Source organism: Streptomyces sp. NBC_01296, from assembly GCF_035984415.1.
Classification (GTDB): Bacteria; Actinomycetota; Actinomycetes; order Streptomycetales; family Streptomycetaceae; genus Streptomyces.
Map to the genome: position 1 here is coordinate 755,150 of NZ_CP130720.1, position 15,044 is coordinate 770,193.

Here is a 15,044-nt window from a genome sequence, read left to right on the forward strand (position 1 = left end):
AAGCGGCTGACGCGAAGTGGAACCGCGTCAGCCGCTTTTGTGCGTCCCGTCGCTCAGGGCTGTCGGCGAGCGCCGCGCAGCGCCGCGCGCGTCCCGGTCCACAGGCCCGCGGCCACGGCGATGGCCGCCATCGTCAGCAGCCAGTTGCGCAGGTAGTCCAGCGGCACGACCGTCGGGTTGGCCGCGCCGCCCGGGCGCAGGAGCGGCGGGAGGGCGATCGCGGTCAGGGAGCCCGCGACGACCAGGGCCGCGCGCGGGGTCCCGCGCAGGCGCAGGCCGGCAGCGCCGGCGAGCACGGCGACCGCGATCACGAGGGGCGCGATCAGTCCGTCGTGCACGACCACCGCGCCCGCGAGCCACAGCGCGATCCGCCAGGGCGAGGGCTGCTGGATCAGCAGGGCGCCGCCCAGGCCCATCAGGGCCAGCCCGAGGCCCGCCACCGCATACCGGTACGCCATCACGCCACCTCCAGTCGGCCGACCCACTTGGTCTGGAGCACGCCGGGCCGGTTCGGGGCGATGATCCGCGCCGGGTAGCCGTGGTCCGGGGAGAGTTCCTCGCCATTGAGGCGCAGCGCGAGCAGGGTGAGCGGGTCCTGGGCGTACTCGCGGCCCATCTCCGTCACCCGGTACGCGCCGACCGCTTCCAGCGACTCCACCCGGGCGCGGGCGCCCGGGCCGCCTCCGGCCCGGTCCAGCAGGTCGCGCACGCGTACCCCGGTCCACCGGGCGTTCTTGCTCCACCCCTCGACGCACGCGATGGGCAGCGTCACCTCGTACTGCGGCATCGCGCGCAGTTCTTCGAGGGTGAGGGTGTACGGGCGCGGGCCGGCGACGGTCAGCCGCCAGTCCCGTACGGAGGCGGCGGTGACCCCGGCGGCCTTCGCCGTACGGTTCACCGGGAGCCCCTGCGGTCCGACGGCGGGATCGCGCGGGGCGAACAGGTCGAGCCGCCCGAGCGCGGTGACGGACTGCCCGGCGGTCGTCAGCGTCACCGCTCCCACCGCCGCCGCGACGCCCACCAGCAGCGCGCGCCGATCCGGACCGTCGGCCTCGGGCAGCGCGAGCGTCCCCGGGGAGCGGCGGGTCCAATGCGCCTGGATCTCCGGCCACTTCACGGCGATGTGCACCATCAGCGCGCCCACCAGGAGCCAGGCCAGAGCGAAGTGCACGGGCACGAAGGAGAAGGGCCAGGGGTACCACTGGAAGGTGTTGAGCAGCCCGCTGAACAGCTCGAACACGCCGGCCGCCACCAACACCGCCACGGAGGCCCGCTCGAGCGCGTGGCGCACCGACTTGAGCGGCGGCCACTCGAACAGCCGCGGGTACACCGCCCACAGCTTCGCCAGCAGCAGCGGAATCGCCGCGATCCCGGAGACCACGTGGAGTCCCTGGGTGAACCGGTAACCCCAGTACGGGCGGCTCGGCAGCCGGTCGGCGAGCCAGACCGGCGGGTGCTGGAAGTAGTGGCTGAGCACGCCGGTCGCGAAACACACGGCGAAGGCGAGCCCGAGCCAGCGGCCGACGGCGGTCGCGGTACGGGCGTCGTGCAACCGCGCCTTGAAGGTGACGGGCGGGTCGGGAGGGAGTCGGAGAGGGAAGCGCATGGACCCATGACACCCCCGACCGGGCTCTCGGAGGCGGTTCGGACACCTTACGAAACACGGACATGAGCGGCGCCGGAGCCCGATGTGCGGCCTTCGCCTGGAACGCTGCGGCTGTGAACCTGCGTACCGCCCTCGGCCTCTCCGCCCTCGCCGCCCTCGTCGCCGCCCTCGTGTGGACCATCTGCCGCGACGGCTACTTCACCGACCCCGCCGCACTGTCCTGGCGTTACGCGGCCTGCTGGGCGCTGTTCGCGGTCGCCGTGCTCGCGCTGCGCCGGGTCCCGGCCGCCGTCGTCGTACCGCTGGTGCTGGCGGGGGCCGTCGCGGTGACGGCGACGGGGCTGGTGGCGGCGCCCCGGACCAGCACCGACTCGTACCGCTACGCCTGGGACGGCCGGGTCCAGTCCGACGGCATCTCCCCGTACGACCACGCGCCGCAGGACCCGGCGCTGGCCCGGCTGCGCGATCCGTGGCTCTTCCCCACGGGCGCCGCCTGCACCGGCCCGGACCGGGCCCGGATCCCGTACGCCGGGGACACCCCGCACTGCACCCGGATCAACCGGCCGGCCGTGCACACCATCTATCCGCCGGTCGCGGAGGCGTACTTCCTGGCCGTCGACCGGCTCTCCCCCGAGGGCGCCCGGCACAAGCCGCTCCAGATCGGCGCCGGGGTGCTGTCCCTCGGCGTGAGCGGCGCGCTGCTGCTGATCCTGCGCCGGCGGGGCACGGACCCGCGCAGGGCCGCGTACTGGGCGTGGTGTCCGGCCGTACCGATCGAGGCGGTGAACAATGCGCACGTCGATGTCCTGGGCGTGCTGCTGGCCGTGGTCGGTCTCGGGCTCGTGGCCGCGGAGCGCCTCGGGCGCCGGGCGGCCGGCGGGCTGGTCCTGGGCGCCGCCGTCGCCACCAAGCTGATGCCGGCGATCGTGCTCCCGGGCGCCCTGTCGGGCGTCCGCCGGGTGCGCGATGCGGTCGCGGTGCTGCTGCCGGCCGCCGCCTTCACGGCGCTCGCGTACCTGCCGTACGTCCTGCTCTCGCGGGGCTCCGTCTTCGGCTACCTCGGCGGTTACGTGGAGGAGGAGGGGTACGAGGACGCCTCGGCCGGTTCCCGCTATGCGCTGCTGCGGCTGGTGCTGCCGGACGACTGGGCGCTGCCCGTGCTGATCGCCGTGATGGCGGGCGTGTGCGGGTACGTGCTGTGGCGCGGGGATCCCCGACGGCCGTGGAGCGGGGCGCTGTTGGTGACCGGGTGGGCGTTCGCGCTGCTCACGCCGGGCTATTCGTGGTACGCCCTGCTGCTGGTCGCGCTCGTGGCGCTGGACGGACGCTGGGAGTGGCTGGGCATCGCCGTCGCGGGCCCCGCCGTGTACGTCACGGGCCAGGTGTTCGGCTCGCGCGAGGCGGTGAGCGCCACGGCGTACGGCCTCGCGGTGCTCCTGGTGCTGGTGGTCAGCGCGGTACGCCGGCGCAGGCTTCGCACGGCCGATCGCCGCTGTCGACCCGTCAGGGCTGCCCGTACGGATGCGTGATCCTGCTCGGTGGGACGGAGTTTCGAGCAGGTATTGACATGCATCCCGCTCTGCGCTGCACTTTGGCTGCACTTTGGCCGACCCCCTGAACTCCCCTTGAACTCCCCTTCCCTCCCATGACTTGGGGACTTGCCATGCGTCTGTTCAGATTGCTGATCGCCGCCGTCTGCGCGGTGGCCGCGCTCTCCTTACCCGGCGTCGCCGCCGCAGGACCCGTGCCCGCACAGTCCGCCGCCGGGCCGCCCCGGACCGTCCCGGCGCTGCGGCAGTGGACGGCCGGGACCGGTACGTACACGTTCACCGCCGCGAGCCGTATCACCGTCGACCCCGCCCACACCGCCCAGCTCTCCGACGAGGCCGCCACACTCGCCGAGGATCTGGGCGCGCTGGCCGGGCGTCCCGTCGCCGTCGTCACCGGGAGCCCCGCGCCCGGCGACATCGCGCTGAGCCTCGGTGACCCCGGACTGCCCGCCGAGGGCTACCGGCTGGCCGTCGGCCAGTGGGTCGGCATCCAGGCCGGGACCGACACCGGCGCGTTCTACGGCACCCGCACCGTGCTCCAGCTCCTGCACCAGTCGGCCACGGTGCCCGCCGGCACGGCGGTGGACTGGCCCGCCAAGGCGGAGCGCGGGCTCATGATCGACCAGGGCCGGAAGTTCTTCACCGTCGACTGGGTCGAGCAGCACATCAAGGAACTGGCCTACCTCAAGCTCAACTACTTCCACTTCCACCTGTCGGACACGTTCGGCTTCCGCCTCGAGAGCTCCACCCACCCGGAGATCGTCTCCGCCGACCACTATTCCAAGCAGGACATCGCCGACCTGGTCGCGCTCGGGCAGAAGTACCACGTCACGATCGTTCCCGAGATCGACACCCCCGGGCACATGAACGCCGTCCTGGCCGCCCACCCCGAGCTCAAGCTCAAGAACAGCGCGGGCACGGCCAGCCCCGATTTCATCGACCTCTCGCTGCCGGCCTCGTACACCCTGATCAAGGACCTGGTGAACGAGTACCTGCCCTTGTTCCCGGCTCCGTACTGGCACATCGGCGCGGATGAATACGTCACCGACTACGCCAAGTACCCGCAGCTGCTCAGCTATGCCCGCGCCCACTACGGAGCGGGCGCCACCGCCAAGGACACCTACTACGGATTCGTGAACTGGGCCGACGACCTGGTCCGGGCGGCCGGCAAGACCACCCGGATGTGGAACGACGGCATCAAGGCCGGGGACGGGACCGTCACTGCGCACGCGGGCATCCTCGTCGAGTACTGGTACAGCTACGGGCTCACCCCGCAGCAACTGGCCGCGGCCGGCCACACCGTCGCCAACGAATCCTGGACTCCGACCTATTACGTGCTCGGCGGGGCCAAACCCGACACCAAGTGGATGTACGAGACCTGGACCCCCGACCGCTTCGAGGGCGGAGCCACCCTCACCGACCCCTCGAAGAACCCCGGCTCGCTGATCCACGTGTGGTGCGACAACCCGACCGCCGAGACGGAGGAGCAGATCGCGGCGGGCATCATGTACCCGCTGCGCGCCCTGGCCCAGCAGACCTGGGGCTCCCCGAAGCCGGCGAGCACGTACGCCGCCTTCACCCCCATTGCGGCCGCGGTCGGGCACAACCCCGCCTGGCCGGGCCTCGCCCAGCCCGGCAATCTCGCCCGCAACCGGCCGACCAGCGCCTCCAGCACCGAGACCGCCGACTTCCCGGCCTCCTCGGCCACCGACGGGGACCCCGGAACCCGCTGGTCCAGCGCCTACGGCGACCCGCAGTGGCTCCAGGTCGACCTCGGCTCCGGCCAGGCCGTGAGCCGGGTGGTGCTGCGCTGGGAGGCCGCGTACGGAAAGGCCTTCCAGATCCAGCTCTCCGACGACGCCGCCACCTGGCGCACCGTGTACTCCACCACGACCGGCGCCGGCGGGGTCCAGGAGCTCACCGGGCTGTCCGGATCCGGGCGCTACATCCGCGTGTACGGGACCGGGCGCGGCACCGGGTACGGCTATTCGCTGTACGAGTTCGAGGTGTACGGCGGCCAGTTGAGCGGCGCCCGTACGCTCGGCGCGGCCGGCAAGGCCCTCGACGACCCGGCGAGCTCCAGCGCGTCCGGCACCCAGCTGATCACCTGGACACCGCACGGCGGTCCCAACCAGCAGTGGCAGCTGGCACTCGGTACCGACGGCTCCTACTCGATGGTCAACGGCTCGTCCAGGATGTGCGCGGACGTCTCGGGCGGGTCCACCGCGCCCGGTGCGGCCGTCGTCCAGGCCACGTGCAACGGCGGCGACAGCCAGCGCTGGATGGTCACCGCCCTCGGCGGGGGCGAGTACATGGTGTCCAACAAGAAGAGCGCGCTCCTGCTGACCACCGCATCGGGTACGGACGGCGCCCTGGTCACGCAGCAGCCGAGTTCCGGTTCGGGCTACCAGCGGTGGCAGATCACCTGACGGTGTGACAGCTCGTGGACGTCTCCCGGCGACGGCCCGTGCCGGGGGACGTTCAGCCTTCCGCCCGGTGCGGCCGCAGTGCCCGGTCGACCCGGTCGGCCCGGTGCGCTCGCCATTCCGGGGCGAGGACCGACCAGACCTCCTCGTCGTGCCGCTTCCCGCGGTACAGGTAACTCTCCCGCAGCACACCGTCCTTGGTCATCCCGAGCCGCCGGGCCACGGCGATGCTGGGCTCGTTCCCGACCGAGACCACCCACTCCACGCGGTGGATGCCCCGCTCCTCGACGGCCCAGTCGATGATCGCGCGCACGGCCCGGGTCACCAACCCCTTGCCCACCGCGGACGGCTCCAGCCAGCAGCCCGCCTCGGCCACGCCCTGGGCCACGTCGAACCTGCGGAAGAGGACCGCTCCGACCAGCTTGCCGTCGGTCCGGATGCCGGAGAGCCGCCCGGCGTCGGCCGCGGTCTTCTCCGCGTACGCCTGCAGGAGCGCCCGGCTGGAGTCCAGGTCCGTGACGGCGTCGGGGAGCCCGTTGTACTGCCCGATGAACGCCCGTCCGCGGTCCACGTGGGAGAGGAACTCCTCGGCCTGCCACGGTTCGAGCGGGCTCAGCTCCGCGCCGTCGTCGCCCAGGGATATCGCGAACATCGTCACCTTCCACGGTCGGAACCAGCGCACACCGGCGAAAGGATCTTCTCACGGGCGCCCTCCGGTGCATCCGTTTCACACGCGCCGCACCGGCCACGGCCCGCGTCGAAGGCTGTCCTCGTCCGTGGAACACCTTGTCCACCACGCGCGTTGTGCGGGAGATGGAGGATCGTCCTACCGTCACGACCGTCTCTCGAAGGAGTCACGCGTGAATCGCCCCACCGCCCCGCTCGTCCTCGACCCCGCAGGCGCCGACCGGCACGCCGAGGACCGGCTGCTGCGCGCCCAGGGACCCGCGGCCCGCGTCGACATCCTCGGCGTGACGGCCTGGTCCGTCACCGACCCGGCCCTCCTCAAGGAGTTGCTGACGAGCCCGGACGTGTCCAAGGACGCCCGCGCGCACTGGCCGGAGTTCGAACAGGCCGTTCAGACGTGGCCGCTCGCCCTCTGGGTGGCCGTGAACAACATGTTCACCGCGTACGGGGCCGACCACCGCCGGCTCCGGCGGATGGTGGCCCCCGCGTTCAGCGCGCGCCGTGTCTCCCTGCTCCGCGGCACGATCGAGGCCATCGTCACCGGCCTCCTGGACGAGCTCGCCGCCCTCCCGCCCGGTGCGGTGGCAGACCTGCGCGAACGGCTCGCCTACCCGCTGCCCATCGCGGTCATCGGCCGCCTCATGGGCCTCCCCGACGAGGAGCGCGGTGAGTTCCGTTCCGTGGTGGACGGGGTCTTCGACACGACCCTGACCCCCGAACAGGCCGCCGCGAACGCGGTTCGGGCCTACGAAGTGCTCGGCCGGCTCATCGCCGCCAAGCGCGCCGAGCCCGGCGACGACATGACCTCGCTCCTCATCGCCGCCCGCGACGACGAGGGCGACGGCTCCGCGCTGTCCGACACCGAACTGGCCGACACGCTGTTCCTGATGGTCAGTGCCGGGTACGAGACGACGGTCAACGTCATCGACCAGGCGGTGACCAGCCTGCTCACCCACCCCGAACAGCTCGGCCACGTCCGCGCCGGCGGCAGCAGCTGGAACGACGTCGTCGAGGAGACCCTGCGCCACGAGCCGGCCGTGAAACACCTGCCGATGCGCTTCGCCCTGGCCGACATCCCCCTGCCCGACGGACGGACCATCGCCAAGGGGGAGGCGATCCTCGCCTCGTACGGCGCCGCCAACCGGCATCCCGACTGGCACGGCGCGGATGCCGACGCCTTCGACGTCACGAGGGTCACGAAGGACCACCTCGCCTTCGGGCACGGCGTCCACTTCTGCCTCGGCGCCCCGCTGGCCCGGCTCGAGGTCGCGGCCGCGCTCGAGGCGCTCTTCGACCGCTTCCCGGCCCTCGAACTGGCGGTCCCCGCCGATGAGCTGGTGCCCGTGGCCTCCCTGATCAGCAACGGCCACCGGACCCTGCCCGTCCGCCTCGCCTCCTCGGCATGACCTGCTGAGAGGGCGGAACGACCCCCGAAGTTCACTTCCCCGACGCCTCCCGCGGGCCGATCACCGACCACGTCCGCCCTAGGCTGCCGCCATGGCTGAGGTGGGGGTCACGGTCCGGGATTGCCGGCTGCTCGGAACGCTCGGGTCGGTGCTGCTGGCGGCCGGGAGCTGGTCGGCCGGCGCACTGCCTTTCGGGGTCCCCGACGGGGTGTGGGCGCAGCGGAGCCCGGCCCACACGGTGCTGGGAGCTGCGGCCTCGTACGCCGGGCTGGTGCTGCTCATGCTCGCCTGGTGGCGGCTGGGCGGGCTGCTGCGGGACGGGGAGCCCGTCGGCCGCAGGCAGCTGCGCTCCGTGCTGTGGTCCTGGGTTCTGCCCCTCGTACCGGGCCCGCTGCTGTTCAGCAACGACGCGTACAGCTATGTCGCGCAGGGCGCGCTGGCGGGCCGGGGCTGGGACGTGTACCGGCTGGGGCCGTCGGCGCTCGGCGGTCCGCTCGCGGACAACGTGCCGGAGATGTGGCAGGACGCACCGGCGCCCTACGGGCCGCTGGCCGTCGCGGCGACGCGGGCCGTGGTGGCCGTCACGGGCGAACACCACACGGTGGCGGCGGTGCTGGGGATGCGGCTGGTGGCCCTGGTGGGGCTGGGGCTGATCGTGTGGGGCATCGGCCGTCTTGCGTCCGAGTGGGGCGCCGGGGAGGCCGGGGCGCTGTGGGCGGCCGTGCTCAACCCGCTGGCGCTGGTGCATCTGGTGGGCGGGGCCCACAACGAGGCGCTGATGATCGGGCTGATGGTGGCGGGGCTGGTGGCCTTCCGCCGGGGCCGATGGGTGCTGGGCACCGTCGTCCTCGCGTCGGCCGCGCTGGTGAAGGTTCCCGCCGCGGTGGCTCTGCTGTGTGCCGCCGCGTGGTCCGTCGGCGGGCGGCCGGACCGGCGTTCGGGCTGGTCGCGGGCGGCGGGAATCTCGCTGGTGGCCCTCGCGGCGCTGGTGCTGGGCGTGGGTGTTTGCGGCCAGGGCTGGGGGTGGCTGTCGACGCTGAAGGGCCCGACGCAGGTGTACACGGTGCTCTCGCCCAGCACGGACGTGGGCCGGGTGCTGGGGCTGTTCGCCGAGGGGTTCGGCGTGGGTACGGCGGCCGGTGCGATCGCCGCCGCACGGTCGGTGGGGATGCTGCTGGGCGTGTGCGCGGTGGTCTTCTGTGCGTGGCGTGCCCCGCGTACGGGTCCCGAGTACGCCACCGGCATGGCGCTGCTGGGACTGGTGGCGGCCGCCCCGGTCGTACAGCCCTGGTACGTGCTGTGGGGGATGGTGCCGCTGGCGGCGGTCGCCTGGCGGCTGTTGGAGGACACCCGGGCGAGGCTGGCGGTGCTGGGGCTGCTGGTGATCGTGCTGCCCAGCGGGACGGCGCCCACCTGGCCCTATGCGCTCGCGGCCGTCACGGGGGCGTCGGCGGCCGTGGCGGCACTCGTGGCGTGGGGTCCGCTGCGGCTGGGGGCGGTGCCCCGCCTCCTGCTGCAGGAGCGCGCGTGGGTGCGCGCGGCGGCCAGAACGCGCCGGTGAGCCCGGCGGGGGAACGGGGTTGTCCCGGCCCGTGGTGATCACTAAGGTCGGCCGTGTGACTGCCGGGTCGGCCTTGAGCCATGTACGAGTAGGGTTCCCGGCCTCGGCGTGAGCACGAGGCGGGCCAGGGGCCCGCCGCTTCTCCGCGTTTTCGTTCCCCGGCGCCCGCGTGTGGCGCCGTTCCAGCGGATCCCGAAACCGGAGACACCCCACTCGTGCAGAACACTCAGCAGTATCCGAACGCCGTCCAGTTGAACCACACCGTCGTCCATGCCGGGGACCGGCAGCTGTCGGCCGAGTTCCTCGCCGTGATCCTGGGACTGGAGGTCGGGGCTCCGTTCGGGCCGTTCCTGCCCGTCGACCTCGGCAACGGCGTGACGCTCGACTACTACGCGATGACCGACGAGCCGATCCAGCCGCAGCACTACGCGTTCCTCGTGCCCGACGAGCGGTTCGACACCATGATCGCCCGCCTGGAGGCGGTCGGGGTCACCTACTACGCCGACCCCCACCACACCGAACCCGGGCGGATCAACCGCCTGTTCGGCGGTCGCGGCGCGTATTTCGCCGACCCGGACGGCCACAACATGGAGATCATGACCCGCCCCTACGCCCGCCCATAGCCGTGAGGCGGGCCTCAGCGTGGGCTGCTGGTGAGCCTGCCCTCGGGCCGGTCGGTCACCTCCAGCAGCCGCCGCGTGTGCTCGATGCGCACCCTGGTCGGCGCCCCCGGCGGCCGTGAGGACTTGACCGCCATCCACGAACGGCACGTCTGCGTCGGCCTCGACCTGTCCGTCCCGCACGCCGTGCGGGCCATCACGCAGACCGCCTTCGGCGGCCCGGAGGCGCTCCGGCTCACCGGGACCGACCGGCCCACGCCCGGCACCTCGCCCACGAGCCGGTCGGCCGCACCGGCCGGCAGGACCTGGTGGACACCGGGTGCAGCCCGGGCAGCGGCGACCTGGTGGTCGACCACCGCACGGCCGACTTCGCCGAGACCGTCACGGACGCGGACGTCGTCCTCGACACCATCGGCGGAGGAGGCTGAACGGCTCGGGCTCCGGGCCGTGTTCATGGCGGCGGAGGCCGATCATGCCGGCCTGCAGGAGACCGCCGCACCCGCCTCGCGGGGTGAACAGCCCGCGCCGCTCGCCGCCGGCCCCTCACCGTGCGACCCGCCCCGGTCCGGCTGCGCAACGCGGGTCGCCCAGGCGTGCAGGTCGTCGGCCGAGGCATCGACCGGGGCATCGGCGGAGCCGGCCCAGGCTATGTAGCCGTCCGGGCGGACCAGGTACAGGCCGCGCCCGTACGCCTCGTACGGGCCTGTCCGTGCCGTACGCAGGCCCGGGAGGGGCGGCAGTCGGTCCGGCAGCGGGGTGTCGACCGCGAGCAGCGTGAAGTGGGGGCCTCGGTAGAGGTCGAAGAGGCGCAGCCCGTCGCGCCGTCCGTCGGGTGCACGGTCTCCCGCGGTGAGGGCGTCCTCGGCCAGACCCGTGCGTGTCTCGCAGGTGAGCGACGAGTCCCTCTGGTCGAGGCCGAGTTGGCGGGTGGCGGCGCCGCGCCGTTCCTCGCCTCGGTGGATGCGGGTGGACAGCCCCAGCATCGCGGCGGCGTTGGGCAGGCGCTCCTCCTCGTACGTGTCCAGCAGCGCCTCGGGGGCTCCGTCCCGCAGGACGGCGGCGAGCTTCCAGCCCAGGTTGTAGGCGTCCTGGACGCTGGTGTTGAGTCCCTGGCCGCCTGCCGGTGAGTGGATGTGGGCGGCATCGCCCGCGAGGAAGACCCTGCCCTCGCGGAAGCGATCGGCGAGAGCGGCGTTCACCGTGAAGTCCGATGCCCAGCGGACCTCGGTGACCTCCTCGGCCGGTATATGGGTGAATGCGGCAACCAGCGCGCGCACGTCGTCCGCCGCGATCTCGTTCCCTACCGGCGCCGGCTGTGCGACGAACTGGAACTCCCCCGAATGCGGCAGGGGACACAGGGCCGCAAAGCCCGTGCCGCCCGCGGCGGGCGGGAAGATGTGCCAGTTCTCCCGGTCGAGCGTCGGGATGACCACATCGGCCACGAGCATCGGGGCGGGGTCGACGCGCTCGCCGGTCATCTTGACGCCGACGAGCCGGCGGACCGTGGACCGGCCGCCGTCCGCGGCGACGGCGTACCCCGCGCGGACGGTCACCGGACCTCCGCCTCCCACCGGTATGAGCGTGGCCGTGACGGCCTCGGCATCCTGGGTGAGCCCGGTCAGCTCGGCGCCGAACACCACGTCACCGCCCAGCTCGCGGAGCCGGTCGAGCAGGATCCGCTGGGTGCGCCACTGGGGCAGGATCCAGGGCCCGGTATAGGGCGCGTCCTCGGTCGACTCGGCGTCGTCGAACATCCGGTACTCGCCCGCGCGGGCGCCTCCCTGCCACGTCATGCCGATCGGCGCGTGGCCGCCCCACCGCATGATCTCCTCGAGGATGCCGAGGTCGTGGAAGACCTCCAGGGTCCGCGGCTGGATCCCCTTGCCCCGGGAACCGGGGAACAGCTCCGGCGACCGCTCGACGACGAGCGCGCGCACGCCGCGCCGGGCGAGGTCGCAGGCCAGCACCAGGCCGGTGGGCCCGGCGCCCACGATCAGGACATCGCTCCGCCGGTCCCCCAGGGCCGCGATCCCCAGGGCGGCGCCCCGCTGCCGCTCCTCCTCGTGCTCGTTCTCGTGCCGGTGCTCGTGTCCGTACTGCGTCATCGATCTCCCCATTCCCGTAGCGAGGACTTCTCCTTAACAACGTTAAGGAGGCCCGTATCGCAAGAGTGCCCTTAACGTTGTTAAGCTGTCAACCCTCGAACGAGTGCACCGCCCGGGAGACAGGCAGACGATGAACGCCAAGCCGCAGCAGACACCCCCTCGCGTCCCGCCGCTGAGCCGCCTGACCGTCGCCGAGACCGCGCTGCGGCTGCTCAACGAGGGCGGGCTCGACAAGCTCACGCTCCGCGCCATCGCGCAGGAGCTGGACGTGAAGGCGCCGGCGCTCTACTGGCACTTCAAGAACAAGCAAGAGCTGATCGACGAGATGGCCACCGAGATGTTCCGGCGCATGACCGTGAGACCGGCGGAATCCGGGGCGGACGACTCCTCGACGCCGTGGCGCGAGCGGATGCTGGTCGCCCATCACGGTCTGCGCCGCGCCCTGCTCGCCTATCGCGACGGAGCCCGCGTGTTCACCGGGTCACGCTTCACCGGAACCGAGCACGCGGAACAGTCCGAGGCCTACCTGGCGGCCCTGCTGGCGCAGGGGTTCGAACTGCCGCAGGCCGTACGGGCCATGGCGACCGCCTTCTCGTACACGCTCGGGTTCGTGATCGAGGAACAGGGCGTCCACCCCGTCCCGGGCGAGCGCCGGGAGGGCTACGACGTGGCGGAACGCAGCGAGCGCCTGGCCGACTACCCGCTCGCGGCGGCCGCCGGTGCGCACCTCTTCCAGGAGTACGACGAACACTTCGAAGAGGGCCTGCAGATCGTCATCGACGGCATCGCCGCGCGCTACGGCATCCGCTGAGCCGCGGGGCGGGCCGTCCGCGCCCGTCCGCGCCCGTCCGCTACGGCACGTTCTTCGTGGTCTCGCAGCGGACGGCCACGTCGCTTCCGTCATTGCCGTCGCAGGTGTCCTTCAGGTCGTCGCCCCCGTCCATCACGTCATTGCCGCTCGCCGCCTCTTCCGCCGGGGAGAGCGGTACCGGCGCGCCCTGAGCGGGCTTCGCCGAGGAGGTCGGGCGGCTCTGGCGGCCCGGCCGGGCCGGCTTCGCGGCCACCCCGTTCTCGCCCTTGCCGTGCGCGGCGTGGCCCGAGTTGCTGTCGCCGATGATGGCATCGACGCCGGGCCCGCCCATGAGTACGTCGGCGCCGTGGCCGACCGCGCTGGCCTCGGCGGAGGAGTCGCCGGTGATGCTGTCGTCACCGGGCCCACCGTCGATGACGTCCCTGCCGCCGCCCGTCGCGTTGATGCCGCCGCGGCTGTCGCCGATGATGGCGTCGTTCCCGTCCTCGCCGAACAGGACGTCGTTGCCGCCGCCGGACGCGCTGGAGCCGAAGGCCATGCTGTCCCCGCCCATGCGGTCGTCACCCGGCCCGCCGAAGAGGACGTCATCGCCCCCGCCGGCGACGGAGGTTCCGGTGGCGATCAGGTCGCCGCGCAGGAGATCCGCGCCTTCGCCGCCGTCCAGCCGGTCGTTGCCCAGGCCTCCGGCGATCGTGTCGTTGCCGGCCAGGCCGCAGATCAGGTCGTCCCCGCCGAGCCCGTCGATGGTGTCCGCACCCGCCGACCCGATGATGACGTCATTGCCCTCCGTCCCGGCGATCGTGCCTGCCCCCGTGATGGTCGCCGCGCGGCCGAAGCAGGTGGCCTCGGGCGCGTCGGCGGCCGCTGCCGGGACGCCGAAGGAGAGCAGCGCGGCTGCGGTCAGCAGGGTGAGTGACTTACGACAAGGCATTCAGACCTCCGGTGGGAGTGGTCACAGCTGCCCGGCCGTCCGAGGGACCAGGCTCGAATCCGTCGGGAACATATGGTGTGAAAGCCTCGAAGGCAATGAAATGCATAGCCTTTTGTATGTCTTACGCTCGGTTGGCCCCTCTCCGGAGCGGGCCGCGCACCCGGACGGGTCCGCTCCGCCTCGAGGGAGCGGGTCCCCGGACGGTCGCCTACCGTCGAGGTATGAGCGGGATCATCGTGGTGCACGAGCTCGACACGCCGCATGCGACCCGCGCCGGCAAGGGGCCGGCGCAGGGCACCGAGACACCCGTCCGCCGGGTGCATGCCGCACCTGCCGCGCCGGGTACGACCACCGAGCCGGGGCCGCGCACGCTCTGCGGCAAGGACACCTTCGCGATGGAGCCGGCCCGCTGGACCCCGTCCGGGCAGCCGGGCTCCCCGTGGTACCCGCCGCAGGAGGCGAGCCTGGTGTGCTCCTCCTGCGATGCGGTGATGGACGACAGCTGATCGGACCCCCGCTCCACGCCGATCCGTGGCTCACCGCGGCTGCCGCCGCCCGGACGGCGGAGCTCTTTCCCGGACGCCCGGCCGACCATCCGGCCGTACGCCGTCACCGGCTTCCTCGCGTCCGGACGGGGTCCAGGACGCGCCGGTGGCGGCACACCGCATGCGCACGCGGTGTGCTCACGTGAAGCTTGAGACCAGGTGACACGCACCACCCCGCACCACCAGGTCGTGGCGACCGCGCCCAAGGAAAGGTCTGTCCTCATGTCGCTCACCCATCGCAAGGACCTCGGACTGCTCGCCCTGCGCCTTGGGGCAGGCGGTGTGCTGATCGCACACGGGGCGCAGAAGCTCTTCGGCTGGTTCGGCGGAGCCGGTATCGAGGGCACGGCCCGGGGCATGGAGCACATGGGATTCACGCCGGGACGGGAGAGCGCGATCGCGGCCGGGCTCGGCGAGGCCGGCGGCGGCGCGCTCCTCGCGCTGGGGCTCGCGACCCCGGCGGCCGGCGCGGCCGCGGCGGGCGCCATGGCCGGCGCCGCCGCGGTGCACGCGCCCGCCGGGTTCTTCGCCCAGGGCGGCGGCTTCGAGTACCCGGCCTTCCTCGGCTTCGTCGCGGCCTGCCTCGGCCTCTCGGGGCCCGGTTGCTACTCGCTCGACCATGTCACCCGGCACCGGCTGGACCGGCCGGCCACGGTGGTGATGGCGTTCACGCTCAGCGCGGCCGCGGCCACCGTCGTCCTCAACCGGCGGGCCGCAACGCTCGCCGCCGCCGAAGCGTCCGGCCCGGGCCAGGACTCCGACAGCCAGACGGCGTAGCCGCCATCGCCGGCTCGCA

12 protein-coding genes and 1 pseudogene are annotated in these 15,044 nt (G+C 72.8%); 8 read left to right on the forward strand and 5 right to left on the reverse strand.

The window, feature by feature from the left end; translation table 11 throughout:
- Positions 1–53 precede the first annotated feature (53 nt).
- Together OG299_RS03745 and OG299_RS03750 are read right to left on the reverse strand one after the other, a co-directional pair.
- On the reverse strand, positions 54–458 hold the full coding sequence (locus tag OG299_RS03745; protein WP_266637037.1) for a hypothetical protein: 405 nt from the start codon (positions 456–458) through the stop codon (positions 54–56).
- Positions 458–1,606, reverse strand: coding sequence for a molybdopterin-dependent oxidoreductase (locus OG299_RS03750; protein WP_266637039.1), 1,149 nt, complete (start codon positions 1,604–1,606; stop codon positions 458–460). The genes OG299_RS03745 and OG299_RS03750 overlap by 1 nt, the downstream gene beginning before the upstream one ends.
- 113 nt (positions 1,607–1,719) lie before the next feature.
- Here OG299_RS03750 and OG299_RS03755 point away from each other — a divergent pair, with 113 nt between their 5' ends.
- Both OG299_RS03755 and OG299_RS03760 read left to right on the forward strand, forming a co-directional pair.
- Complete coding sequence (locus tag OG299_RS03755) at positions 1,720–3,135, forward strand: glycosyltransferase family 87 protein (protein ID WP_327360458.1); 1,416 nt, start codon at positions 1,720–1,722, stop codon at positions 3,133–3,135.
- A 134-nt stretch (positions 3,136–3,269) separates the two neighbouring features.
- Entirely contained in the window at positions 3,270–5,585 is a 2,316-nt protein-coding gene (locus OG299_RS03760) for a family 20 glycosylhydrolase (protein WP_327360460.1), read from the forward strand.
- A 52-nt stretch (positions 5,586–5,637) separates the two neighbouring features.
- Here the strand turns inward: OG299_RS03760 and OG299_RS03765 are convergent, their stop codons facing one another.
- The gene (locus tag OG299_RS03765) at positions 5,638–6,234 is read right to left on the reverse strand and encodes a GNAT family N-acetyltransferase (RefSeq protein WP_327360461.1); all 597 of its coding nucleotides are present in this window, start codon (positions 6,232–6,234) and stop codon (positions 5,638–5,640) included.
- 208 nt (positions 6,235–6,442) lie between these two features.
- On the opposite strand from OG299_RS03765, the gene OG299_RS03770 reads away from it, so the two are divergent.
- The 3 genes from OG299_RS03770 to OG299_RS03780 all read left to right on the forward strand — a co-directional run bounded on the left by OG299_RS03770 (position 6,443) and on the right by OG299_RS03780 (position 9,859).
- Positions 6,443–7,675, forward strand: a complete 1,233-nt coding sequence (locus OG299_RS03770; RefSeq protein WP_327360462.1) for a cytochrome P450 family protein — start codon at positions 6,443–6,445, stop codon at positions 7,673–7,675.
- Between the two features lie 91 nt (positions 7,676–7,766).
- On the forward strand, positions 7,767–9,236 hold the full coding sequence (gene mptB, locus OG299_RS03775) for a polyprenol phosphomannose-dependent alpha 1,6 mannosyltransferase MptB (protein ID WP_327360463.1): 1,470 nt from the start codon (positions 7,767–7,769) through the stop codon (positions 9,234–9,236).
- A gap of 215 nt (positions 9,237–9,451) precedes the next feature.
- Complete coding sequence (locus tag OG299_RS03780; RefSeq protein ID WP_327360464.1) at positions 9,452–9,859, forward strand: VOC family protein; 408 nt, start codon at positions 9,452–9,454, stop codon at positions 9,857–9,859.
- A gap of 467 nt (positions 9,860–10,326) precedes the next feature.
- Here the strand turns inward: OG299_RS03780 and OG299_RS03785 are convergent.
- Positions 10,327–11,976: pseudogene (locus OG299_RS03785) on the reverse strand (FAD-dependent monooxygenase); the annotation flags it as partial.
- A gap of 115 nt (positions 11,977–12,091) precedes the next feature.
- Between OG299_RS03785 and OG299_RS03790 the strand changes: the two are divergent.
- A complete protein-coding gene (locus OG299_RS03790) occupies positions 12,092–12,772 on the forward strand; it encodes a TetR/AcrR family transcriptional regulator (RefSeq protein WP_327360465.1) in 681 nt (226 codons plus the stop codon).
- Positions 12,773–12,812: 40 nt separating this feature from the next.
- Here OG299_RS03790 and OG299_RS03795 read toward each other — a convergent pair whose 3' ends face one another.
- The gene (locus tag OG299_RS03795; RefSeq protein ID WP_327360466.1) at positions 12,813–13,703 is read right to left on the reverse strand and encodes a calcium-binding protein; all 891 of its coding nucleotides are present in this window, start codon (positions 13,701–13,703) and stop codon (positions 12,813–12,815) included.
- Between the two features lie 221 nt (positions 13,704–13,924).
- Here OG299_RS03795 and OG299_RS03800 point away from each other — a divergent pair, with 221 nt between their 5' ends.
- Together OG299_RS03800 and OG299_RS03805 are read left to right on the forward strand one after the other, a co-directional pair.
- Complete coding sequence (locus OG299_RS03800; RefSeq protein ID WP_266637058.1) at positions 13,925–14,209, forward strand: hypothetical protein; 285 nt, start codon at positions 13,925–13,927, stop codon at positions 14,207–14,209.
- 261 nt (positions 14,210–14,470) lie between these two features.
- Entirely contained in the window at positions 14,471–15,025 is a 555-nt protein-coding gene (locus OG299_RS03805) for a DoxX family membrane protein (RefSeq protein WP_327360467.1), read from the forward strand.
- Positions 15,026–15,044: the final 19 nt, after the last annotated feature.